This window comes from Blastococcus sp. CT_GayMR16 (genome assembly GCF_004570875.1).
In the GTDB taxonomy this organism is placed as follows: domain Bacteria; phylum Actinomycetota; class Actinomycetes; order Mycobacteriales; family Geodermatophilaceae; genus Blastococcus_B.
Genome location: NZ_SPQK01000015.1, coordinates 1 through 23052, shown reverse-complemented (window position 1 = coordinate 23052; position 23052 = coordinate 1). Strand labels below are relative to the sequence as shown.

20 protein-coding genes are annotated in these 23052 nt (G+C 72.8%); 12 read left to right on the top strand and 8 right to left on the bottom strand.

The features are described from left to right. Positions 1 to 53: 53 nt before the first annotated feature. The gene (locus E4P38_RS15630) at positions 54 to 242 is read left to right on the top strand and encodes a hypothetical protein (protein WP_135132876.1); all 189 of its coding nucleotides are present in this window, start codon (positions 54 to 56) and stop codon (positions 240 to 242) included. On the opposite strand, the gene E4P38_RS15625 is transcribed toward E4P38_RS15630, so the two are convergent. Beyond that, a complete protein-coding gene (locus E4P38_RS15625) occupies positions 239 to 745 on the bottom strand; it encodes a DinB family protein (RefSeq protein ID WP_135132875.1) in 507 nt (168 codons plus the stop codon). The genes E4P38_RS15630 and E4P38_RS15625 overlap by 4 nt on opposite strands. Positions 746 to 838: 93 nt before the next feature. Here E4P38_RS15625 and E4P38_RS15620 point away from each other — a divergent pair, with 93 nt between their 5' ends. Beyond that, positions 839 to 1807, top strand: coding sequence for a YafY family protein (locus tag E4P38_RS15620; protein WP_135132874.1), 969 nt, complete (start codon positions 839 to 841; stop codon positions 1805 to 1807). 9 nt (positions 1808 to 1816) lie between these two features. Here E4P38_RS15620 and E4P38_RS15615 read toward each other — a convergent pair whose 3' ends face one another. Together E4P38_RS15615 and E4P38_RS15610 are read right to left on the bottom strand one after the other, a co-directional pair. After that, positions 1817 to 2743, bottom strand: coding sequence for a sensor domain-containing diguanylate cyclase (locus E4P38_RS15615; protein WP_135132873.1), 927 nt, complete (start codon positions 2741 to 2743; stop codon positions 1817 to 1819). Positions 2744 to 2807: 64 nt separating this feature from the next. Next, complete coding sequence (locus E4P38_RS15610; protein ID WP_135132872.1) at positions 2808 to 3761, bottom strand: trypsin-like peptidase domain-containing protein; 954 nt, start codon at positions 3759 to 3761, stop codon at positions 2808 to 2810. 130 nt (positions 3762 to 3891) lie between these two features. On the opposite strand from E4P38_RS15610, the gene E4P38_RS15605 reads away from it, so the two are divergent. Beyond that, the gene (locus tag E4P38_RS15605) at positions 3892 to 5856 is read left to right on the top strand and encodes an alpha-amylase family protein (RefSeq protein ID WP_135132871.1); all 1965 of its coding nucleotides are present in this window, start codon (positions 3892 to 3894) and stop codon (positions 5854 to 5856) included. Positions 5857 to 5984: 128 nt separating this feature from the next. Further along, the gene (locus E4P38_RS15600) at positions 5985 to 7118 is read left to right on the top strand and encodes a glutamate--cysteine ligase (RefSeq protein ID WP_167760588.1); all 1134 of its coding nucleotides are present in this window, start codon (positions 5985 to 5987) and stop codon (positions 7116 to 7118) included. Between the two features lie 13 nt (positions 7119 to 7131). On the opposite strand, the gene E4P38_RS15595 is transcribed toward E4P38_RS15600, so the two are convergent. Continuing rightward, a complete protein-coding gene (locus tag E4P38_RS15595) occupies positions 7132 to 8526 on the bottom strand; it encodes an NAD(P)/FAD-dependent oxidoreductase (protein ID WP_245161060.1) in 1395 nt (464 codons plus the stop codon). A 141-nt stretch (positions 8527 to 8667) separates the two neighbouring features. Beyond that, the gene (locus E4P38_RS15590; RefSeq protein ID WP_135132868.1) at positions 8668 to 10086 is read right to left on the bottom strand and encodes an FGGY-family carbohydrate kinase; all 1419 of its coding nucleotides are present in this window, start codon (positions 10084 to 10086) and stop codon (positions 8668 to 8670) included. A 220-nt stretch (positions 10087 to 10306) separates the two neighbouring features. Between E4P38_RS15590 and E4P38_RS15585 the strand changes: the two genes are divergently transcribed. Both E4P38_RS15585 and xylA read left to right on the top strand, forming a co-directional pair. Next, on the top strand, positions 10307 to 11590 hold the full coding sequence (locus E4P38_RS15585) for an ROK family transcriptional regulator (protein WP_135132867.1): 1284 nt from the start codon (positions 10307 to 10309) through the stop codon (positions 11588 to 11590). A 71-nt stretch (positions 11591 to 11661) separates the two neighbouring features. Further along, positions 11662 to 12822 (top strand): xylose isomerase, encoded by a 1161-nt coding sequence (gene xylA, locus E4P38_RS15580; protein WP_135132866.1) that lies wholly within the window; start codon positions 11662 to 11664, stop codon positions 12820 to 12822. Between the two features lie 48 nt (positions 12823 to 12870). On the opposite strand, the gene E4P38_RS15575 is transcribed toward xylA, so the two are convergent. The 3 genes from E4P38_RS15575 to E4P38_RS15565 form a co-directional block, all read right to left on the bottom strand. Then, positions 12871 to 13296, bottom strand: a complete 426-nt coding sequence (locus E4P38_RS15575; RefSeq protein ID WP_135132865.1) for a hypothetical protein — start codon at positions 13294 to 13296, stop codon at positions 12871 to 12873. Further along, positions 13296 to 13775: a cupredoxin domain-containing protein gene (locus E4P38_RS15570; protein ID WP_167760587.1), complete on the bottom strand. Its 480-nt coding sequence runs from the start codon at positions 13773 to 13775 to the stop codon at positions 13296 to 13298. The genes E4P38_RS15575 and E4P38_RS15570 overlap by 1 nt, the downstream gene beginning before the upstream one ends. Positions 13776 to 13860: 85 nt before the next feature. Then, positions 13861 to 14403, bottom strand: a complete 543-nt coding sequence (locus E4P38_RS15565; RefSeq protein WP_135132863.1) for a hypothetical protein — start codon at positions 14401 to 14403, stop codon at positions 13861 to 13863. A 153-nt stretch (positions 14404 to 14556) separates the two neighbouring features. On the opposite strand from E4P38_RS15565, the gene E4P38_RS15560 reads away from it, so the two are divergent. The 6 genes from E4P38_RS15560 to E4P38_RS15535 all read left to right on the top strand — a co-directional run bounded on the left by E4P38_RS15560 (position 14557) and on the right by E4P38_RS15535 (position 22195). Then, positions 14557 to 15720 carry an ROK family transcriptional regulator gene (locus E4P38_RS15560; RefSeq protein WP_135132862.1) on the top strand — a complete coding sequence of 388 codons (1164 nt, stop codon included), beginning with the start codon at positions 14557 to 14559 and terminating at the stop codon, positions 15718 to 15720. 311 nt (positions 15721 to 16031) lie between these two features. Then, positions 16032 to 17585 carry a sugar ABC transporter ATP-binding protein gene (locus E4P38_RS15555; RefSeq protein WP_245161059.1) on the top strand — a complete coding sequence of 518 codons (1554 nt, stop codon included), beginning with the start codon at positions 16032 to 16034 and terminating at the stop codon, positions 17583 to 17585. After that, positions 17582 to 18745: an ABC transporter permease gene (locus tag E4P38_RS15550; RefSeq protein WP_135132861.1), complete on the top strand. Its 1164-nt coding sequence runs from the start codon at positions 17582 to 17584 to the stop codon at positions 18743 to 18745. The genes E4P38_RS15555 and E4P38_RS15550 overlap by 4 nt, the downstream gene beginning before the upstream one ends. A 133-nt stretch (positions 18746 to 18878) precedes the next feature. Continuing rightward, entirely contained in the window at positions 18879 to 19934 is a 1056-nt protein-coding gene (locus E4P38_RS15545) for a substrate-binding domain-containing protein (protein WP_135132860.1), read from the top strand. A 68-nt stretch (positions 19935 to 20002) separates the two neighbouring features. After that, positions 20003 to 21178: a Gfo/Idh/MocA family oxidoreductase gene (locus E4P38_RS15540; RefSeq protein ID WP_135132859.1), complete on the top strand. Its 1176-nt coding sequence runs from the start codon at positions 20003 to 20005 to the stop codon at positions 21176 to 21178. Between the two features lie 9 nt (positions 21179 to 21187). Beyond that, positions 21188 to 22195, top strand: coding sequence for a sugar phosphate isomerase/epimerase family protein (locus tag E4P38_RS15535; protein ID WP_135132858.1), 1008 nt, complete (start codon positions 21188 to 21190; stop codon positions 22193 to 22195). Positions 22196 to 23052: the final 857 nt, after the last annotated feature.

The following is a 23052-nucleotide window of genomic DNA, read 5'->3' as shown; positions in this document are numbered from 1 at the left end:
GTCACATCTGCGCCCTACCGTTCGACCCCTCGACGGGTCAACCGGAGGTCGCCATGGGTCCCAGCATCGTCACCATCGATCAGCTCGATCTCGAGATCTCCCTCGCGCACATCGCCGTCGGTGGCGCGCGGGCGGCCTTCACGCGCTGTCCCAGCGCCGAGAACCAGCAGCGCGTGGACGACGCGGTGGACGACGTCGACCGCCTGCTCGACCAGCGCCTGGCCGCCCTGCCGCAGCCCTAGCCCATCGTCTTCTGGCCGTCGAGGGTCTCCCGCAGGATGTCGGCGTGCCCGGCGTGCTGCGACGTCTCGGCGATGATGTGCAGGAAGACCCGGCGCGCAGAGCGAACCGCGCCGGGCGGGAACCAGGGCGCCACGGGCAGCGGGTGGGAGACGTCCAGATCGGGCAGCGAGGCCACGAGCTCGTCGGTGTGGGCGGCGACCGCCGCGTAGTCCTCCAGCACGCTCGCGAGCGTCTGGCCGGGCTCGAGCCGCCACTCGCGCGCCCACGCCTCGGGGTCGTTGCCCATCGCCTCGGGGCCGCCCTCGATGAACCGGGTCCATGCCGCCTCCGTGCTGGCGACGTGCTTGATCAGCCCGGCCAGGGTCAGCTCGCTGGCGGTGGGGCGGCTGGTGGCCTGCTCGTCGCTGAGCCCCTGGACGGTGAACCGCAGGAAGTACCGGTGCGCGGCCAGCGTCTCCAGCAGGTCGGTGCGCTCGGCCGTGAGGGTGGTGGTGCCGGTCATGGTGTCCGCCTTCGGTCGCTGTGGATCCGTCACCTCGAACGCTAGGGGCCATTGGTGCCACTTCCTGGCACCAATGGGCGACAATCTGTCCTCATGGCCGACACCGGGAACCGCACCCTGCGCCTCCTCTCGCTGATGCAGAGCCGCCGGAACTGGGCGGGGGCCGACCTGGCCCGCCGGCTCGGCGTCTCGGTGCGCACCCTCCGGCGGGACGTCGAACGGCTGCGCGACCTGGGTTATCCGGTGGAGGCGCAGCCCGGGATCGACGGCGGCTACCGCCTGGCTCCCGGCGCCTCGCTGCCGCCACTCGTCCTGGACGACGACGAGGCGGTGGCCCTGGTGGTGGGCCTGCAGGCCGCCGCGCAGACCGCGGTCGCCGGCATGGCGGAGGCGTCGGTGCGGGCGCTGACCAAGGTCGTGCAGGTGCTGCCGGTGCGGCTGCGGAAGCGCGCCGACGCCCTGCGTGCCGTCACGGTGTCCGCATCCTGGCGCAGCGAGGCGAGCGTGGATCCGCACGCGCTCACCGCCGTCGCGCAGGCTTGCCGGGACACCGAACGCCTGGAGTTCGGCTATACCGCCGCCACGGGGGAACGGACCGAGCGGCTCGTCGAGCCGTTCCGTCTGGTGGCCCTCGGCCGGCGCTGGTACCTGGTCGCCTACGACGTCTCGCGGGGCGACTGGCGCAGCTTCCGGCTCGACCGCCTGGCCGAGCCCAGGAGCACCGGCGCACGGTTCGCGCCCCGCCCCCTGCCGGCCGACGATCCTGCCGCCTTCGTCCGGGCGGGCATCGGTACCCGGGTGCCCACGCACGACGTGGAGGTCGTGGTGCAGGCGCCGGCCGACGACGTGCGGCGGCGGATCGGCCAATGGGCGACGGTCGACGAGCTGGCGGCCGGCCGGTGCCGTGTCCGGATGGAGCCCGACGACCTCAGCTGGCCCGCGCTGGCGCTCGGCATGGTGGGCGCGGAGTTCACCGTGGTCTCGCCACCTGAGCTCCGGGACCTGCTCGAGGAGTGGAGCGGGCGGTTCACGCGTGCCGGGAGCGACGCTCAGGTCGGCTGAGCGCCGGGCTCAGGCCGTCCGGGTCCGCTTCTGCAGGTAGAGGGAGGCGTCGGCGCGGGCCAGCACGGTGCTGAGGGTGTCGTCCTTGCGGACCGTCGCCAAACCGACCGACCAGGCGAACTCGTGAGTCTCCTCGAGCTGCCGCAGGATCTCCCAGGCGCCGTCCTCGTCGGTGGCCGGCAGGCACAGCACGAACTCGTCGCCGCCGTAGCGGCCGAGGAGGTCGGCGCGACGCAGCCGGCCCGACCAGCAGGCGGCCAGCTCGCAGAGCAGGGCGTCCCCCGCGCTGTGCCCTCCGCGGTCGTTGACGACCTTGAAGTGGTCGAGGTCGAGGATCGCGAAGCTCAGCGGATCGCCGGTGCGGACCGCCCTCGCCAGGTTCCGGGCGGCTTCGGCCTCCCAGGCGCGGCGGTTGGCCACTCCGGTGAGCGGATCGGTGGTGGCGGCGGTGCGCAGGTTCCGCGCCAGCCGCCCCTGGGCCTCGGTGAGCGCGATGGTGACGACCACGAGGGTCACCCAGGGCACGGGAAAGCCGCCGGGTTCGGCGGCGATCGCACCGGCGGTGGCGAGCGTGACCAGGGCCAGCACGTGCAGCCGGGCGGCGCCCAGCGGGAAGAAGGTCGCGGCGTAGAGGCCGATCCCGATCAGGGCCGGCCCCAGGCCGACGATGCCGACCGCCGTCATCGACCGCCAGGCGAGCAGGCCGGCCAGCACGCTGCCGAAGCCGATCGCCGCGTGGATGGCCCCCCAGCGGGTCCGCACGCCGAGCACCCAGAAGGCGGCTCCGCAGCTCAGGGTGAGGACCCCGGTCGCGAGGAACAGGCCGACCGGGCTGTCGGGGTGCAGCGGCCAGATGGCGGCGGTCAGGCAGAGCCCGCCGCTGACCGTGTACAGCACGGCCAGGAGCACCACGGGTGTGCGGCGGTCGGCGTGCATGGGGTCATCCTGCCGCTGCCGGGCCCACTCGGCGCAGACCGCGCCCGGGTGTCATCCCGTCGGGTCAGTCCCCGGTCAGCTCGGCCGGGGAGGTGATCACGTCGACCATGGCACCGCGCCGGTACACGGTCATGGGCAGCGGCCGCCCGATGGCCTCGGCGAACAGCAGGCGCTGGAGGCTCTGCGCGTCGGCGACGGCCCGGCGGTCGGCCTCCAGCACCAGGTCACCGGCCTTCAGCCCGGCCCGGTCGGCGGGTGCACCGGGGACGACGTCGATGATGCGCAGGCCCCGCCGTCGGCCGGTGCGCTCGGCCAGGGCCGCCGGCAGGGGCGCCGGGGTGCTGACCAGGCCGAGGTAGGCCCGGCGCACGCGGCCGTCCTCGACCAGGGCGGCGATGATCCGGCGGCTGGTGTCGTTCATCGGGACGGCGAGGCCCAGGCCCCAGCCCGCGACCGCGGTGTTGATGCCGACCACCCGGGACGCCGAGTCGGCCAGCGCGCCGCCGGAGTTGCCGGGGTTGAGCGCCGCGTCGGTCTGGATGACGTCCTCGACCACCCGCGCCGTCCGGCCGTCCCGCGTCGGCAGGGAGCGGCCCAGTCCGCTGACCACCCCGGCGGTGACCGAGCCGGCGAGGCCGAGCGGGTTCCCGACGGCGACGACGAGCTGGCCGACGCGCAGTGTGCCGGCGTCCCCGAGGACGGCGGGCGGGGGAGTGGCGGTGCGGGCCCGCACCACGGCGAGGTCGGAGAGCGGGTCGGCGCCGACGACGTCGACGTCGGACTCCGACCCGTCGCTGAACACCGCCCGGCCGTGCGCGGCCCGGCCGACGACGTGGGCGTTGGTGAGCAGCAGCCCGTCGCCGGAGACGACGACGGCCGAGCCCGCTCCGCCGCGGCCGTCGGAGCCGGTGACCTGCAGTGCGGCGACGTGCGGGGTCACGTCGGCGGCCACCGCCGTGACGATGCGGGAGTAGGCGTCGAGCGCCTGCTCGACGTCGGGTTCCGGCACGGCGCTCATCGCGCCACCTCTCGATGATTACTCGATTACGTGCACCAGTGAACGCCGCCCGGCGCGCTCCGCACAGGCATTCCGTCGTGCTCTGAGCGAACAGTCCTGGCGATACTGACCGGGTGACGGACCGGGCCCCATGGTGACCGACCTGCGGGCGGCGGCCGGCCGGGTGTGGGCTGCCCTCCGGCCCCGACTGGCCGCCGACGCGGTCGCCGCCCTCGGGGTCGACGAGGCGGACGCCTTCCTGGCCCGGGCGGAGCTCGCGCTGCCCGACGTCCACGAGCCGCTGACCGACCTCTACGGGGCCGGGGCCGACGTCCTCTTCGAGCAGGCCCTGCGCCTCGCGTTGGGTGCCGCCGCCGAGCGCCCCGCCGAGCTGCGGCGCCTGGACCGCCGGCGGGAGATCGACCCGGGCTGGTTCCAGCGCACCCGGATGCAGGGCTACGTCTGCTACGTCGACCGCTTCTGCGGCACCCTCGCCCAGCTGCCGAGCCGGCTGGACTACCTCGCCGAACTCGGCACGACCTATCTGCACCTCATGCCGCTGCTGGAGCCGCGCCCGGGCGAGAACGACGGCGGCTACGCCGTCCAGGACTACCGCGCTGTCGACCCCCGGCTGGGCACGATGGACGATCTGGAACGCGTCGCCGGCGCCCTGCACGAGCGGGGGATGAGCCTCTGCATCGACCTCGTGCTCAACCACACGGCGCGGGAGCACCGGTGGGCCCAGGGCTGGCTGGCCGGCGATCCGGCCTACGGCGGCTTCTACACCGCGTTCCCCGACCGGACGATGCCCGACGCCTACGACGCCACGATCCCGGAGGTCTTCCCCGACCGCGCCCCCGGGTCGTTCAGCTGGGTGCCGGAGGCGTGCGGGGGCGCCGGCGGCTGGGTCTGGACGACGTTCTGGCCCTACCAGTGGGACCTCGACTACACGAACCCCGCGGTGACCCTCACGATGCTCGGCGAGATCACCTGGCTGGCCAACCGCGGGGTCGACGTCTTCCGCATGGACGCCGTCCCTTTCATGTGGAAGCGCCTCGGCACCCCCTGCCAGAACCAGCCGGAGGGGCACCTGCTGCTGCAGCTGCTGCACGCGCTGACCAGGCTGGCCGCGCCGGGGGTGGTGTTCAAGGCGGAGGCGATCGTCGCGCCCGAGGATCTCGTGCCCTACCTGGGCGGGCACGAGCGCTACCGGCCCGAATGCGAGCTGGCCTACCACAACCAGCTCATGGTGCTGCTCTGGAGCGGCCTGGCCACCCAGGATGCCCGGCTGCCCGCCGCGGCCCTCCGCCGCATGCGGCCGATCCCGCCGACGACGTCGTGGGTGACCTACGTGCGCGGCCACGACGACATCGGCTGGGCGATGAGCGACACCGACGTGGCGGCGGTCGGGGGCGACGGGTTCGCGCACCGCCGCTTCCTCAACGACTTCTACTCGGGGCGGTTCCCGGGCTCGTTCGCGCGGGGTGCGCTGTTCCAGGAGAACGCGGCCACCGGTGACGCGCGGATCTCCGGCAGCGCGGCGTCCCTGTGCGGGATCGACGACGCACGGGAACGGGGGGACGACGCGGCGCTGGAGGCCGGGATCCGCCGGCTGGTGCTGCTCCACTCCGTCGTCTACTCCTTCGGCGGCATCCCGCTGCTCTACATGGGCGACGAGCTGGCCCTCGGCAACGACACCGGCTACCTCGACGACCCCGAGCTGGCCGCGGACAACCGCTGGATGCACCGCCCGCCGATGGACTGGGCGGCAGCAGCGCGGCGGACCGACCCCGCCACCCTGGAGGGCCGGGTGTTCGCCTGGATGCAGCGGCTCGGCGCGGCGCGGCGTGCGTTGCCGGCCCTGCGCGGCGGCGGCGAGTGCACGATCCTCGACGTCGGGAACGACGCGGTGCTGGCCTGGCGGCGGCGGCATCCCCGCAGCGGCGCCTTCGTGGGTCTGGCCAACTTCAGCCCCGCCGCGCAGACGGTGGACGCCGACACGGCCACCGGCTTCGGTTCGTTCGAGCCGGTGCTCAGCAGCGACGGGCCGCCCGAGCTGCGCGCGGACCGCGTGCTCCTGCCCGGCCTCGGGTTCGCCTGGTACGCCCAGAGCTGAGCGACCGGGGGGTGCGTCGGAAGGGCTCAGGCCTTACCGTCAGCTGGCGGCTGCTCGGCAGCCGACCCCGCGTCCCGGGGAGGCCGGCGGCGCCGAACACGGCGCCCCCTCGGTGCACAGGAGCGCGCGTGGAGAGTCCGGTCGAGCGTCCCGTGCCGGCCGGCAGCACGTTCGGTGTCGAGGAGGAGTTCCACCTCGTCGACCCGGAGACCTACCGGCTGACCCGCAGCCCAGCCCTCGCCGAAGCCGTGCTGCGTCACGAGTCCGGCCGGCACCTGCACGCCGAGATCACCACCACGCAGCTGGAATCGGCGACCGACGTCTGCCGGAGCCTGTCGGAGCTGCGCGCAGAGCTGGTCACCACGCGCGCCGAGGCGGCCGGGGCGGCCGCCCGGGCCGGAGTGCGGATCCTCGCCGCCTCGACCCATCCCTTCGACAGCTGGCACGACCAGGACATCACCCCGGCGCCGCGGTACGAGGCGATGGTCGACCGATGGGCCGGACTCGCGGTGCAGCAGGACATCGTCGGCTGCCACGTGCACGTCGGGGTGCCCGATCTGGAGACCGCCGTGGCGGTGCTGGACCGCTCGCGGCCCTACCTCCCCGTGCTGCTGGCCATGACCGGCAGCTCGCCCTTCCACGACGGCGTCGACACCGGCCACGCGAGCTACCGCACGATGTGGTGGTCGCGGTGGCCGACCACCGGGCCGCCGGAGTACCTGGGCAGCGCCGACCGCTTCCGGGAGGTGGTCGACGGCCTCGTCGCCTCCGGCGTGATCGCCGATTCCTCCCACCTGTACTGGGATCTGCGCCCGTCCTCGCACCTGCCGACGGTCGAGTTCCGGCTCGCCGACGTGTGCACCGAGGTCGACGACGTCGTCCTGCACGCGGCCCTGGTGCGGTCGCTGGTGCGGGTGCTCGCCGCCCGGGCCGAGCGGGGGGAACCGTGCCCGGAGCCGCGTCCGGAGCTCCTGCGCGCGGCACGTTGGCGGGCCGCCCGCCACGGCCTGGAGGGTCACCTGTTCGACGCGCTGACCTGCGAGCTCGTGCCCGCGCGGGTCGCCGTCCGCCGGCTCCTGGCCGAGATCGAGGACGACCTCCGCGACCACGACGAGTGGTCGATCGTGGTCGAGCTCGTGGAGCGGCTCTTCGTCCGGGGGACGTCGGCCACCCGGCAGCGGCGCACCTGGCAGGGCACCGGCGACTGGCGGCAGGTCGCCGCCCGCATCGTCCGCGAGGGGACGGCGCTGGAGAGCGGCTGACCCCCGCTGAGAACTAGGCGGACGCGCGTCCGGTGACGTCCACGTCGGCGGGCGTGGTCTTCGGGCCGCCGGTCTTGGACGCCTCGAAACCAGGACCCACGTGTTCCAGGGCCAGCCGGCCGTAGACCTGCTGCTGGGTCGCCACGCGCTGGGAACGACCGCGCCCGAGGAAGCTGACCAGCCAGTGCAGGACCGTGGTGATCCGGCTCTTGAAGCCCACGATGTAGAAAAGGTGCAGGGCCAGCCACATCAGCCAGGCGATGAAGCCCTCGAACTTCAGCCTGCCGAGATCGACGACGGCGTGGAAGCGGGAGATCGTCGCCATCGAGCCCTTGTCGTGGTACTCGAACGGACCCTTGGGCGCCTTGCCGGCGAGCCGGCGCTTGATCGCCTCGGCGGAGTACCGGGCGCCCTGGATCGCCACCTGGGCGACGCCGGGCAGCTTGTCCAGCGCGATCATGTCGCCGACGACGTGCACCTCGGGGTGGCCCGGCAGCGTGAGGTCGGACTGCACCGCGACCCGGCCGGCGCGGTCGACCTCGGCGCCGGACTGCTCGCCGAGGAGCCGGCCGAGCGGGCTGGCCTGCACGCCCGCGGCCCAGATCTTCGTGGCGGCGTTGATGCGGCGTACCTGGCCGTCGGCGTCCTTGATCTCGATGCCGTCGGCGTCGACATCGGTCACCATCGCGCCGAGCTGCACCTCGACACCGGTCTGGTTGAGCTGACGGCGGGCCCGGCCACCGAGCTTCTCGCCGAAGGAGGGCAGCACCGCCGGGGCGGCGTCCAGCAGGACGACCCGGGCGGTGGTGGGGTCGATGCGGCGGAAGTCGCGGCGCAGGGTCCGGTGGGCGAGCTCGGCGATCTGGCCGGCCATCTCCACCCCGGTCGGGCCGGCGCCGACGACCACGAAGGTGAGCAGCCGGTCGATCTCCTCCTGCGTCTCGGCCAGCTCGGCGAGCTCGAACGCGCCGAAGATGCGGCCGCGCAGCTCGAGGGCGTCGTCGATGCTCTTCATGCCGGGCGCGAACTCGGCGAACCGGTCGTTGCCGAAGTAGGACTGGCCGGCGCCGGCGGCGACGATCAGTTCGTCGTAGGGGTGCACGGTGCTGCGGCCCAGGACGTGCGAGGTGACCGTGCGGGCGGCGAGGTCGATGCCGGTGACCTCGCCGAGCACCACGCGGGTGTTCTCGTGCCGGCGCAGGATCTCGCGGGTGGCCGGGGCGATCTCGCCCTCGGACAGGATCCCGGTGGCGACCTGGTAGAGCAGCGGCTGGAAGAGGTGGTGGCTGGTCTTGCCGATCACCGTGACGTCGACCGGCGCCTTGCGCAGTGCCTGGGCGGCGAACAGTCCGCCGAAGCCGGACCCGATGATGACGACGCGCGGCCGCCCGGAGGAGGTGTCGCTCACGGCCGGAACAGGCGCTGATGATGTCGTCATGATGATTCATTCTCCCACTGCGGGCGGCCCCGACTCCTGTTGAACAGGAGCGATCCAGGACACAGTCTGCCTGGCAGGTCTGCCGCTCCGCGGCCCGTGCGGAGGACGCCGCTACTGGCCGTCGGTGCGGCCGCGCACCTCGGCGTACCGCTCGCGCACGCCGGCGGCCGGGGCCGATTCGAACGTCGACAGCCCCGGCTGCTCCCAGTCCGGCGGGCCGTCGGCGCCCGACAGGGCCCAGGCCGCCTGCCGCGCTGCGCCGTCGGCGACGTACTCGCCGGGCGGCGGCACCAGCACCGGCCGGCCGAAGATGCCCGGTGCCAGCTGCTGCACCGCGGGTGAGCGGGCGGCGCCGCCGATCAGGAGCACGCGTTCGACGGTCACCCCCTGGGCGACGACCGCCTCGATGCCGTCGGCCAGGCCGCACAGCAGGCCCTCGATCGCGGCGCGCGCCCAGTAGGCCGGGGTGGAGGTGCGCAGTGTGAGGCCGTGCACGGATCCGGTGGCCCGCGGGAGGTTCGGCGTCCGTTCGCCCTCGAGGTAGGGGACCAGGACCAGCCCGCCGGCACCGGACGTCGCCGACAGCGCCAGGTCCGACAGCGTCTGGTGGTCCACGCCGAGCAGGGCCGCCGCGGCGTCGAGGACCCTCGCTGCGTTCATGGTGGCGACCAGCGGGAGGTGGTTGCCGCTGGCGTCGGCGAAGCCGGCGACGGTGCCCGTCGGGTCCGACACGGCGGTCGTGGTCACGGCCGAGACGACGCCGGAGGTGCCGATCGAGACGATGACGTCGCCCGGGCGGGCTGCGAGCCCGAGGGCGGCCGCGGCGTTGTCGCCGGTGCCGGGCCCCAGGACGGCGGACCCGCCCCGCAGCTTCCCGACGGCCTCCGCCGGGCCGGCGACCCGGGGAACGGCCGGACGGCGGCCGCGCATCGCGAGCTCCAGGAGGTCCGGCCGGTACTCGCCGGTGCGGGCCGACCAGTAGGCGGTGCCGCTGGCGTCGCCACGGTCGGTGACCAGCCCGCCGAGGCTGCGGTCGGCGGAGAGCTGCCAGGTCAGCCAGTCGTGCGGGAGGCAGACGGCCGCCGTCCGGTCGGCGTTGGCCGGCTCCGCGTCGGCGAGCCAGCGCAGCTTGGTCGCGGTGAACGAGGCCACGGGCACGATGCCGACGGCGTCGGCCCAGGCCTGCCGGCCGACGGCCTCGTCGCCCTCGCCGAGTTCCCGGATCAGGTCCGCCGCCGCGCCCGCGGAGCGGACGTCGTTCCAGAGCAGGGCATCGCGGACGACGGCGCCGTCCTCGTCGAGGCAGACCATGCCGTGCTGCTGGCCGCCGACGGACAGGGCCGCCACGTCGTCGAGCCCACCGGCAGCCGCCGCCGCGGCGGTGAAGGCCTCGGCCCAGGCCTGCGGAGCGACCTCGGTGCCGCCGGGGTGGGCCGCCCGGCCGGACCGGACGAGCTGCCCGGTGGCGGCGTCCCGGACCACGACCTTGCAGGCCTGGGTCGAGGTGTCGACCCCGGCGACGAGGGTCATCGGAGGACGGCCGGGCGCGGGGAAGCCATGCGCGGCACCCTAGCGACGCCGGGCGGACGTTCGTCGGGTCGGTGAACTTATCCCCGGCACCGAACTTTTCCGAAAGACCTCGGCCGTGTTGCACTTCGGTAACGGCCCCGCGCAGCCTTGACCCGGGGAGGGCGCCGAAATAATTTGTTTGCCAGTCCGACAAATAACCGTCAGCGGTAGGGGGTGGGGCATGGCCGACGAGCGCCGTCGCTTCGACCGCTCGCCGGGACGCCGGCACACCCCGGCCGACCAGGCCACCGTCCGTCGCAGCAATCTCGGGCTGGTCCTGCGCCACCTGCGTGACTTCGGCCCACGGTCGCGCGCCCGCATCGCCCAGGACACCGGCCTGAACAAGGCCACCGTGTCCAGTCTCGTCGCCGAGCTGACCGATCGGCGGCTGGTCAGTGCCGGCGACGTCGACCGCGCCGGATCCGTGGGCCGGCCCGGGCTGATCGTGCACCTCGACGGCGCGACCGTCTGCGGCATCGGCGTCGAGCTCAACGTCGACTACGCGGCGACCCTCGTGCTGAACCTGCGCGGGGAGGTGTTGTTCGAGCACCTGATCGCGCTCGACGTCCCCGCCCTCGGCGCCGACCGGACGCTGGACGCGGTGGCCCGGCTCGTCGACGAGGCCGCGGACGCGGCGGCCGCGCACGGGGCCACCCCGGTCGGGCTGACCGTCGCCGTGCCCGGACTGGTGCGCAGTGTCGACGGCGTGGCCACCTACGCGCCCAACATCGGCTGGCACGAGGTCCCGGTCCTGGACGGGCTGCGGGCCCGGATCGACCTCGGCTGCCCCATCCGCGTGGAGAACGACGCGAACCTGTCGGCGATCGCGGAGTGGGCGATGGGTTCCGAGGCCCGCACCGCGGACCTGGTCTACCTGACCGGTGAGGTGGGCGTCGGCGGCGGCGTGATCGTGGCCGACCAGCTGCTCCGCGGTGCCGGCGGGCTGTCGGGCGAGGTCGGGCACACCTCTCTCGGCGATCCGGACCTGGTGTGCGGCTGCGGCCGCCGCGGCTGCTGGGAGACCGTCGTCGGCCTCATGGTGCTGCTGCGGGAGGCCGCCGACCCCGACGACCCGGTGCACGACCCGGCCCGTGACCTCGAGACCCGACTCGCGGAGGTCGCGCGACGGGCCGAGGCGGGCGACGCGCGCACCCTGGCCGCGCTGGACAAGGTCGGCACCGCGCTGGGCAACGGCGCCGCCGTCCTCATCAACGTCTTCAACCCGCAGGTGGTCATCCTCGGCGGCTACTTCGCCGTCCTCGGGCGCTTCCTCCTCGAGCCCATGACCGCCGAGCTCCGCACCCGCGTCTTCGGCCCCGACCTGGCCGGCGCACGCATCGTCCTGTCGACCCTCGGGTTCACCGCCGCCGTCCGCGGCGGTGCCCACGTCGCGCTGGAGTCGGTGTTCGACGACCCGACCCTGGTGCCGGCGTCCGACGAACTGCCCGGCACCGGCGCGTCCTGACGTCCCGACCCCCTCGCTTCCCGATCCCAGCGCAGCGCAGCCAACCGATCGACCCGGACGGAGAGCACCACATGACCGACTACACACCCACCAAGGACGACAAGTTCAGCTTCGGGCTGTGGACCGTGGGCTGGCAGGGGGTCGACGTCTTCGGCGGCGCCGTCCGCCCGCTGCTCGACCCGGTCGAGGCCGTCCACCGCCTGGCCGAGCTCGGCGCCGCGGCGGTCACCTTCCACGACGACGACCTGGTCCCCGACGACGCCACCCGGGACGCCACCCTCGAGCGGTTCACCAAGGCGCTGGCCGAGACCGGCATGGGCGTGGAGATGGCCACCACGAACCTCTTCGGGGCCCCCGTCTTCAAGGACGGCGGCCTGACGGCCAACGACCGCACGGTGCGCCGGTACGCGATCGCCAAGGTGCTGCGCAACATCGACCTCGCCGCCGAGCTGGGCGCGAAGACCTACGTGCTCTGGGGTGGCCGCGAGGGCGCGGAGTCCGGCGGCAGCAAGGACGTCGCCGCGGCGCTGGACCGGTACAAGGAGGGCCTGGACATCTTCTGCGGCTACGTCCGCGACAAGGGCTACGACATCCGGTTCGCCCTGGAGCCCAAGCCGAACGAGCCCCGCGGCGACATCCTGCTGCCGACGATCGGCCACGCGCTCGCCTTCATCAACGAGCTGGACGAGCCCGACCGCGTCGGACTCAACCCCGAGGTCGGGCACGAGGAGATGGCCGGGCTGAACTTCGCGCAGGGGATCTCGCAGGCCCTGTGGCACGGCAAGCTCTTCCACATCGACCTCAACGGCCAGCACGGCCCGCGCTTCGACCAGGACCTCCGGTTCGGCGCGGGCAACCTGCGCGGGGCGTTCTGGACCGTCGACGCCATGCAGGGCGCCGGCAGCGGCAAGGCCTACGACGGCTACGTGCACTTCGACTACAAGCCGCCGCGCAGCGAGGACATCGAGGGCGTCTGGGAGACGGCGCGGGCGTGCATGCGCAACTACCTGATCCTGCGCGAGAAGGCCCGGGCGTTCCGGGCCGACCCCGAGGTCGCCGAGGCGCTGGACGCCGCGCGGGTCAGCGAGCTCGCCGTCCCGACCCTGCGCGAGGGGGAGTCCCTCGACGACCTGCGCGCCGAGACCTTCGACCCGAAGGCGCTGGGGGAGCGCGGGCTGCAGTTCGAGCGGCTGGACCAGCTCGCGATGGAGCACCTGCTCGGCGTCCGCTGACGGCGACCGGAGCGGGCGGGCGGGGTCACGGCCCTCCGCCCGCTCCGGTCAGTCGCGCCGGCGGGCGGCCAGAGCCGCCAGCGCGCCGAGGACGACGGCCGCGGCGACCTCGACCCAGAACGACTCCCACCAGAGATCGGCCGCCGTGGACTCGCGGAAGCCGAAGAGCCCGCTGGGAAGGTTGGTCGCGAGCAGCAGCCCGCCCAGCGTGCCCAGTGCCGTGAGGGCGCCCAGTGCGGCCACCCACCTGAGCAGCGGCCGGGGGGTCACGAGCAGCAGGACCGCGAGGCCGAACCCGGCGATCGCGTTGAGCAGGAACGCCGGGCCGATCACGTCGATGGTGCGGTAGCCGTCCAGCCACAGGTCCAGGTGGATCCAGCCCATGGCCGCGAGCAGTGCCGCCCCGAGGATCCGCAGCGCCCAGAGCACACCGGTCGCCGGGCGCCGTCCGGTGGTGGTGATCGGGGTGGTCATCACGTCACCTGGACGGTGAGCTCCATGCCCATCGCCCGGTGGTTGCCGACGGAGCAGTAGAAGACGTATTCACCCGCCGCGAGGTCGACCGTCAGGGTGGCCGACGCGCCCGGGGCGATCATCTCGGTGCCGGCGATGTCGCTGCCGTCCTGCTCGACGACGAGGTCATGGCTGGCCCGGCCGTTGTTGACGACGGTGATCTCGTAATCGCCGGCCGTCAGCGCGTCCTGGTCGAGGCTGATGCTGAAGTCGGCCTCGGTCGCGGTGACCGTCTGGGGCGCCGCCGGGCCGGGCGCGGACGGGCTGGCCGGTGCCGACGCCGACGTGGTCGCCGCCGAGGTGGCCGGTGCCTCGCTGCTGGAGGTCGCGGACGAGCCGCTGTCGTCGTCCCCGCCGCAGGCGGTCAGTGCCCCGAGGCCGAGCGCGAGGACGGCGATCCCGCGTGCCAGGTGGGGAAGGATGCGGTTCCGAGCGGGCACGGGCACTCCTCATGGTCCGGCGGCCTACCTTCACCCGTCACCACGGTGCTGTGCCCCGATCGGTTCACCGCCGGCACCGATCGCCTCAGCCGCCGACGTTCCGGCGCCTCCCGCCCCTGCCCTTCGAGGCCTTCGACGCCTTCGAGGCCTTCATGGCCTTCTTGTTCGCCTTGGCCAGGGTCCGGCCCGCCGTGCGGATCCGCCGCGGCTCCCGGTCGATCGTGCCGCGGGTCAGCAGTCCGATCCCGATGCCGAGCAGCCAGCTGTCCTTCGCGATGGCCAGCCCCTGCTCGGTCGGCGCGAGGCTGCCGGGCTTCCGCATCCCCGGCGTCCGCAGGTACAGCCCGAGCAGGCCGCCGGAGAACGCGGTCAGCGCGGCGCCCGCGACGGCGGTCGGCACGAAGGGGGTCAGCAGGGCGGCGCCGATGACGATCTCCGACGTCGACAGCAGCGACGCGAACTGCTTCGGCTGGAGGTTCTTCAGGAACGGATAGGTGCCGGAGGCGAAGCCGTGCATGCCCGCCGCGGCCTGCTCGTCGGCGCCGCGTTTGCCGAGGCCGCTGTTGAGGATGAAGGCGCCGGCGGAGATCCGGGGGGCGATCTCGGACAGGGTGATGGGCAGACCCATGGGGTACCTCGCTCGGAGTGGATGGGGGCTCGTCCAGAGCTCAACCAGACTGTCGGTCGCCCGGGTCAGTGCCCACCCGCCCGGGGGCCAACCGTCGTCGCCCGACCAGGTGGACGGCCAGGGCCGGAAGCCCCCGCGTGTCACTATGGCGCCGTGGCGCACTCAACTGCCTCCGCCGGCGCACTGCTGCGCCATGTGCGGACGGGCCGTGCGCGGAGCCGGGCGGAGCTGGTCGCGCTCACCGGTGCGTCGCGCAACACCGTGAGCGCACGGGTCGACCAGCTCATCGCCGCCAACCTCCTCGAGGAGGGCGGACGGGGCTGGAGCACCGGGGGCCGGCCGCCCACGTTGCTGCAGTTCAACAGCCGGGCCGGGTGCGTGCTGGCGGTGGACCTGGGGGTGACCAGCGTCGACGTCGCGGTCACCGATCTCTCCGCGCAGATCATCACCACGGTCGGGCATCCGATCGACATCGGCGACGGGCCCGGCCCCGTCCTGGCCGAGGTCGACCGGCTGGCCCAGAAGGTGCTCGCCGAGGCGGGTCTCACCCCGGCCGACGTCCGCGCCGTGGGCGTCGGGGTGCCGGGGCCGGTCGAGTTCTCGACGGGGCGGCCGTCCCACCCGCCGATCATGCCGGGCTGGCACGACTACCCGATCCCCAGTGCGTTCGGCCGGTACGAGTGCCCCGTGTACGTCGACAACGACGTCAACGTGATGGCGCTGGGGGAGATCGGGATCGGCGGGTCGATCCAGGACGTGATGGTCGTGAAGGTCGGCACCGGCATCGGCTGCGGCGTCATCGTCGACGGACGCGTGTACCGGGGCGCCCAGGGCAGCGCCGGCGACATCGGGCACATCTACGTCGCCCAGCCCGACGGGCGCACGGTGGTCTGCCGCTGCGGCAACGAGAACTGCCTCGAGGCGATCGCCGGTGGTGGCGCGCTGCTCCGTGACGCCGTGGCGGCGGGGCTGCCGGTCAGCACCACGCGCGAGGTCGTCCAGCTGGCGGCGCAGGGCGACGGACCGGCGCTGGAGCTGGTCCGCAACGCCGGCCGGACCATCGGCACGGTCCTCGCCGCCCTGGTGAACTTCTTCAACCCGCACCGCATCGTCATGACCGGTGGCGTCGCCGCAGCCGGCGCCCCGCTGCTCGCGGGCATCCGGGAGGCGGTCTACGGCCGCTCCATGCCCCTGGCCGCCCGGGCACTGGAGATCACCGTCAGCGATGCGCCGGACATGTCCGGCCGGGTCGGCGCCGCCCTGATGGCGATCGACGAGTTCCTCGACGAGGACTCGGTCGAGGGCTTCGGGAGGTAACGCGGCGTCTGTCCTGCCGAGTGGGGCCCGAAGGGTCCCGCGTAGGCAGGACGGACCGGCTCCGCGCACCAGGGGGACGGCACGTGGCCGCGGTGCGGTCCGGAGGACCGCCATGTGATTGCGGTTCGGTAACCCCGCGCTGCGACCTTGACCACAGTCGCGCCGGGGACTTATGTTGTCGCCGCTACAGACTAATGGTCAACGATGAGCAAAAGTCCGGGTGATGGCGTGACCGAACCAGCGTGCCTCCGCGGTGCTGCCGATGACGTGGCGGCGACCGGCCGAGCGGGCCGTACCGCCGGGGACCCCTCGTGACCGCGCCCCTGCTCGAGATGCAGGGCATCGTCAAGCAGTTCCCCGGCGTCCGTGCCCTCGACGGCGTCGACCTCGACGTGCGTCCGGGGGAGGTGCACTGCCTGCTCGGCCAGAACGGCGCCGGGAAGTCGACGCTGATCAAGGTCCTCGCCGGCGCGCACCAGCCCGACGAGGGCCACATCACCTGGCAGGGCGAGCGGATCTCCCTCGGCGACCCGCAGGCGGCGATGACCCTCGGAATCGCGACGATCTACCAGGAGCTGGACCTTGTCGCCGGCCTGACCGTGGCCGAGAACATCTTCTTGGGCCGGGAGCACTCCCGCTTCGGGCTCACCCGGCCCGCCGCCGCCAACCGCGCCGCGGCCGAGCTGCTCGGCCGGTTGGGGCACCCGGAGATCCGCTCCACGGCCGAAGTCGGCGGCCTGTCGGCCGCGTCGCAGCAGATGGTCAGCATCGCCCGCGCCCTGTCGCAGGACGCGAAGCTGATCATCATGGACGAGCCCTCGGCCGTCCTGGACAACGAGGAGGTCGAGCGCCTCTTCGGTGTCATCCGCGACCTCACCGCCCACGACGTCGCCGTCGTCTACATCTCCCACCGACTCGAGGAGATCCGCCAGATCGGCGACCGGATCACCGTGCTCAAGGACGGCCGGACGGTCTCGACCGGGCTGCCGGCGCGGGACACCCCGACGCGCGAGGTCATCACGCTGATGACCGGCCGGACCATCGAGTACGTCTTCCCGCCCCGCCGCACGAGGCCGCACACCGACGAGGCGCCGCTGCTCGACGTCCAGGGGCTGGCCCTGCGCGGGCGGTTCAGCAACGTGTCCTTCGCCGTCCGGCCGGGTGAGGTCGTCGGCCTGGCCGGGCTGGTCGGCTCCGGCCGCTCGGAGATCCTGGAGACGATCTACGGCGCCCGGAAGGCGACCGCGGGGACCGTCCACCTGGCCGGCCGCCGACTACGGTCCGGCGACGTCGGGGCCGTGGTCGCCGCCGGGATCGGCCTCGCACCCGAGGAGCGCAAGAGCCAGGCGCTGCTGCTCGACGACTCCGTCTACCGCAACATCACGATCTCCAGCCTGGGCCGGTTCGCCCGCGGCGGCTTCCTGTCCGGCGGTGCCGAGAAGGCGGCGGCCCGCGCGCAGACCGAGTCGCTGGACGTGCGGCCCGCTGACGTGACGCGGATCGTGCGCACCCTGTCGGGCGGCAACCAGCAGAAGGTCGTGCTGGCCCGCTGGCTGCTACGCGACTGCAAGGTGCTGCTGCTGGACGAGCCAACCCGTGGTGTCGACGTCGGCGCCCGGTCGGAGATCTACGCGCTGATCCGCGACCTCGCCGACCGCGGCGTGGCCGTGGTGGTGGTCTCGAGCGAGATCCCGGAGGTGCTCGGCCTGGCCGACCGGGTGCTCGTGGTGGCCGACGGCGCGGTCGTCGCCGAGGCCGGGGCCGACGAACTCGACGAGCACCGGGTCCTGGACCTGGTCATGGAGGGAACGGCCGCCCACGCGGCCGGACCGGTGGGAACCCAGTCCGAAGGGGACGTGGCATGAGCGAGGGCGCGACGACGACGAGGGACACCGTTCCCGCACCCACGAGCGGTGGCAACGGCGGCAAGGTCGGCCTGATGGCCGGGCCGGTGGGCCGCAACCTCGGCCTGGTGATCGCGCTGGCGATCCTCTGCATCGTCGGGGTGATCACCGCGGGCGACCGCTTCGCCGACATCGACAACGTGCTGACGATCCTGCGGCTGGCCTCGGTCATCGGCGTGGTCAGCATCGGCATGACGTTCGTGATCATCGGCGGCGGGATCGACCTCTCGGTCGGCGCCCTGGTGGCGCTGTCGTCGGTCTGGGCGACCACGCTGGCGACCCAGCAGATCGCCGAGGACACCCACTGGATCGTCATGGTGGTCACCGCGCTGCTGGTGGGCGCGGGCGCCGGCCTGATCAACGGGGTGGTCATCGCCTACGGCAAGCTCGTCGCGTTCATCGCCACCCTGGCGATGCTCGCCGCGGCCCGCGGACTCGCGGAGATCATCTCCAACCGGCGGACCCAGATCGTCCAGGACCGGGAGTTCCTCGACTTCTTCGCCGGTGACGTGCTCGGCATCCCCACGCTGGTGATCATCTTCGCCCTCGTCGCGGTCGCCGGCTGGGTGCTGCTCAACCGGACGACGTTCGGCCGGCGCACCTTCGCCGTCGGCGGCAACGCCGAGGCCGCGCGACTGGCCGGTATCCGGGTGCAGCGGCACACCGTGAAGCTCTACGTCCTCTCCGGCGTGGCCTGTGGCATCGCCGCGGTGATGCTCATGGCCCGGACGACGACCGGCAGCTCGACCCACGGCACGCTCTACGAACTGGACGCCATCGCCGCCGTCGTCATCGGCGGGACGTTGCTCCTCGGTGGTCGCGGCACGATCGTCGGCACCGTCGTCGGCGTGCTGATCTTCACCACGCTGAACAACGTCTTCACGCTGAACAACCTGTCCAGCTCCGCGCAGGCGGTCGCCAAGGGCGTGATCATCGTCCTCGCCGTCCTGCTGCAGATGCGGCTGGCCACCGGCGAGGGCCGCGTACGGAACACGAAATCACTCGTCGGCGGCTCAGGCTCCGCACCAGGCGGCCCGGGTGGGCCGTCCGGTGGCGGCAGCGCCACCCCCGGCGCCCCGGCGGGCGCCCGTCCCGGCGGCTCCGGCGACCTCCCGACCTGACCCGCGTGCGGTGGCCGTTCCGCCGCACGCGGGTCAGCACCACCCGGTGGGCCTCCCGGCTCCCCGGCTGTCCCACCACCGCACCACCTGCACTCCTGGCGACGGAGCCAGGCGTTACTCCGAAGGAGAGAACATGTCTGCAACGAGGCAGCGCGGATACCGTCGCCTGACGTCGACCGCGATCGCACTGATCGGCGCCGGTGCGCTGATCGCCGGCTGTACCAGCAACGAGCCGGAGAGCTCCGGCAGCGACGGTGGCGGGAACAACGCCGCCAGCGACAACGACGAGTCCGGCGACACCGTCGTCATCGGCTTCTCGGCGCCGGCCGCCGACCACGGGTGGATCGCCGGCATCACCGAGGCCGCCCGCAACGAGGCCGAGAACTACGACGACGTGGAGCTCCGGGTCGCCGAGGGCACCAACGACGTCAGCACGCAGATCAGCCAGGTCGAGACCTTCATCAACGACGGGGTCGACGCCATCGTGCTGCTGCCCTTCGACGGTGCGGCCCTGACCCCGGTCGCCGTCCAGGCGATGGAGGCCGGCATCCCGGTCATCAACGTCGACCGCGAGTTCGACGACCCGGCCGCCTCACGTGCCACGATCCTGGGCGACAACTACGGCATGGGCGTCTCGGCCGGCGCGTACATCTGCTCGCGCCTCGAGGGCCAGAGCGACGCCGTCGTCGCCGAGATCGCCGGCATCGACTCGCTGCCCCTCACCCAGGACCGGAGCCAGGGCTTCGCCGACGCGCTGTCCGAGTGCGGCCTCGACGTGAGCAACCGCGTCGCGGCCGACTTCACCGTCGAGGGCGGTGAGGAGGCGGCGTCCAACCTGCTCCAGGCCGCGCCGCAGATCGACGCACTGTGGAACCACGACGACGACCAGGGCGTCGGCGTCCTGGCCGCCATCGAGGGGGCCGGCCGCGACGAGTTCTTCATGGTCGGTGGCGCGGGATCGGCCAACGCCATGCGCGCGATCGAGTCGGGTGACTCGGTCCTCGAGGCGACGGTCATCTACCCGCACACGCAGGCGGCCGACGGCATCAAGCTCGCCCGGCTCGTCGCCCAGGGGAAGAACATCTCCGACCTGAGCTCGCAGGGTGTTCCGCGGCGGATCGTGCTCGACGCCCCGGTCGTCACGTCCGACAACGTCGACCAGTTCATCGACAACGCGTTCGAGTCCTGACCGACACGGAGTCGCCGGGTGGCGCACCATTCGCCACCCGGCGGCTCCGCTCCACACCGGGAGCTCACATGACATCCCCCGACCGGCCCCCCCTCGGGATCGGCCTCATCGGCTACGCGTTCATGGGCGCCGCGCACTCCCAGGCCTGGCGCACCGCCCCCCACTTCTTCGACCTCCCGCTGCAACCCGCGCTGACCGTGCTCGCCGGCCGCAACGCGGCGGCGGTCGCCGACGCCGCCGGTCGCCTGGGCTGGTCGTCCACCGAGACCGACTGGCGCCGGGTCATCGAGCGCGACGACGTCGACCTGGTCGACGTCTGCACACCCGGGGACACCCACGCCGAGATCGCGATCGCCGCGCTCGAGGCCGGCAAGCACGTGCTGTGCGAGAAGCCGCTGGCCAACACCGTCGCCGAGGCCGAGGCGATGGCCGAGGCCGCAGCCCGTGCCGCGGCCAAGGGCGTGCGGTCGATGGTCGGCTTCACCTACCGCCGGGTGCCGGCCATCGCCCTGGCCCGGCAGCTCGTCGCCGAGGGACGCCTCGGCGACATCCGGCACGTGCGCGCCCAGTACCTGCAGGACTGGATCGCCGACCCGGCCGCACCCATGTCGTGGCGGCTGGAGAAGGACAAGGCGGGGTCCGGTGCGCTCGGCGACATCGGCGCGCACATCGTAGATCTGACCCAGTTCATCACCGGCCAGACCCTGACCGGGGTCAGCGGATTGCTGGAGACCTTCGTCAGCAAGCGGCCGCTGCCCGCCTCCACCGGCAAGCTCGGCGGGGTCGGCGGCACGGAGATGGGCGAGGTCACCGTGGACGACGCCGCGATCTTCCTGGGCCGGTTCACCGGCGGGGCGGTGGCCAGCTTCGAGGCGACCCGCTTCGCGCTCGGGCGGAAGAACGCGATCCGGATCGAGATCAACGGCTCGGCCGGGAGCCTGGCGTTCGACTTCGAGGACATGAACGTCCTGCAGTTCTTCGACGGCACCGAGTCCGCCGAGGTCGCCGGGTTCCGTCGCATCATCGTCACCGAGCCCGAGCACCCCTACGTCGCCGCCTGGTGGCCGCCGGGCCACGGGCTGGGCTACGAGCACGGCTTCACCCACCAGGTGGTCGACCTGGTGAACGCCATCGCCGCGGGGGAGGACCCGCTGCCGTCGTTCGCCGACGGCCTGCAGGTGCAACGGGTGCTCGACGCGGTCGAGCGCAGCGCCGCGAACAACTCCGCCTTCACCGAGATCTGAGGAGCATCGATGCCCCGTCCCGTCACCCTGTTCACCGGCCAGTGGGCCGACCTGCCGTTCGAGGAGATGTGCCGGCTGGCCTCCGGCTGGGGGTACGACGGCCTGGAGATCGCCTGCTGGGGCGACCACCTCGACGTCGAGCGCGCCGCGACCGACGACGACTACGTGCAGGAGCGGCTCGAGCTGCTCAAGCGGCACAACCTGTCGGTCTTCGCGATCAGCAACCACCTCAACGGCCAGGCCGTCTGCGACGACCCGATCGACGAGCGGCACCGCGGCATCGTGCACCCACGGGTCTGGGGTGACGGCGACCCCGAGGGCGTGCGGCAGCGCGCGGCCGAGGAGATGAAGCTGACCGCGCGGGCGGCGGCCAAGCTGGGCGTCGACGTCGTCGTCGGGTTCACCGGCAGCAAGATCTGGAAGACCGTGGCGATGTTCCCGCCCGTGCCCGAGTCGATGATCGAGGACGGTTACGCCGACTTCGCGAACCGCTGGAACCCGATCCTCGACGTGTTCGACGAGGTCGGCGTCCGGTTCGCGCACGAGGTGCACCCGTCGGAGATCGCCTACGACTACTGGACGACGGTGCGCACGATGGAGGCCATCGGGCACCGGGAGGCGTTCGGCCTGAACTGGGATCCCAGCCACTTCGTGTGGCAGGACCTGGACCCGGTCTCGTTCATCTGGGACTTCAAGGACCGGATCTACCACGTCGACTGCAAGGACGCGAAGAAGCAGGTGGGCAACGGCCGCAACGGCCGGATGGGCTCGCACCTGCCGTGGGCCGACCCGCGGCGCGGCTGGGACTTCGTCTCCACCGGCCACGGTGACGTGCCGTGGGAGGCCTGCTTCCGGATGCTGAACACCATCGGCTACGACGGGCCGATCTCGGTGGAGTGGGAGGACGCCGGCATGGACCGCCTGGTCGGCGCGCCCGAGGCGCTCGCGTTCGTTCGCAGGCTGGCGTTCGACCCGCCCGCAGCATCGTTCGACGCCGCCTTCGCCAGCGGCAACTGACCCCCGGGAATGGGACTCCGGGAGTGTTCGCCAACCGCACGCCCCAGTCCTCGGGTCCCTGGGATTTGCGTTGAGCCAGCGGCTCTTAGGCGTCGCTCCGGCCCCAGTGGTTTTCCCGTACGCGATCATCGGGCCCAAGAAACTTGATGGTCGCTTGGATGCCGTGCAGCTTCGAGTGCTCCTCGAACTGCACACGGAGACGCCGGTGCCATGTCCGCTCTTGGCCGCCTGCGATAACAGGAGTGTCGACCTTCAAGGAGCGCGTGACCGGACCGACGCTGGTTTCGTGCCGTACTCGCTGCACATCTAGGGGGAAGGTCAGCAGCACGTCGACATCCCGAACGGGAAGCCTTCCTGGGTTGTAGGCCGTGATCTCGTACGTGGCGTCGGAAGTGCCGTCCGGCTGGCCTTGGGCGGGGGCGCGTCCAGGGTTCGCCATGCGACCGCGACGCCGCGGATCTCTACTTCGCGCTCTCGGTCGTGCTGACGCCGAAGGAGCAGCACCTGGTAGCCGGCAAATACCAAACCAACGGTCGTAAGTGCGCCCGTGAACCACGTGGCTAGATCTCCGGCGGACATGCGCGGCACTGTGCCCTGAACCCAATTGACTCGGAAGAGCTGCTCTTCCGACACTGCGCAGTTTTCTTCGTCAGCAATTGCCCGCCGAGCTCGACTGTCGGCTTGTCGTCGTCTCAAGGCCGCTGAGATGACGACAAATCGACACTCGCGAAGTCAGCGACCGCCGCGGCGCGAGCGGGCGCTGAAGGAGGCGGCCGAGGAACCGCCCGCGCGGGCCGCGAGCTCGGCGCGGGTGCGCGCCGGACCGGACGCGCGGCCGGAGCCGCCGGACTTGGCGG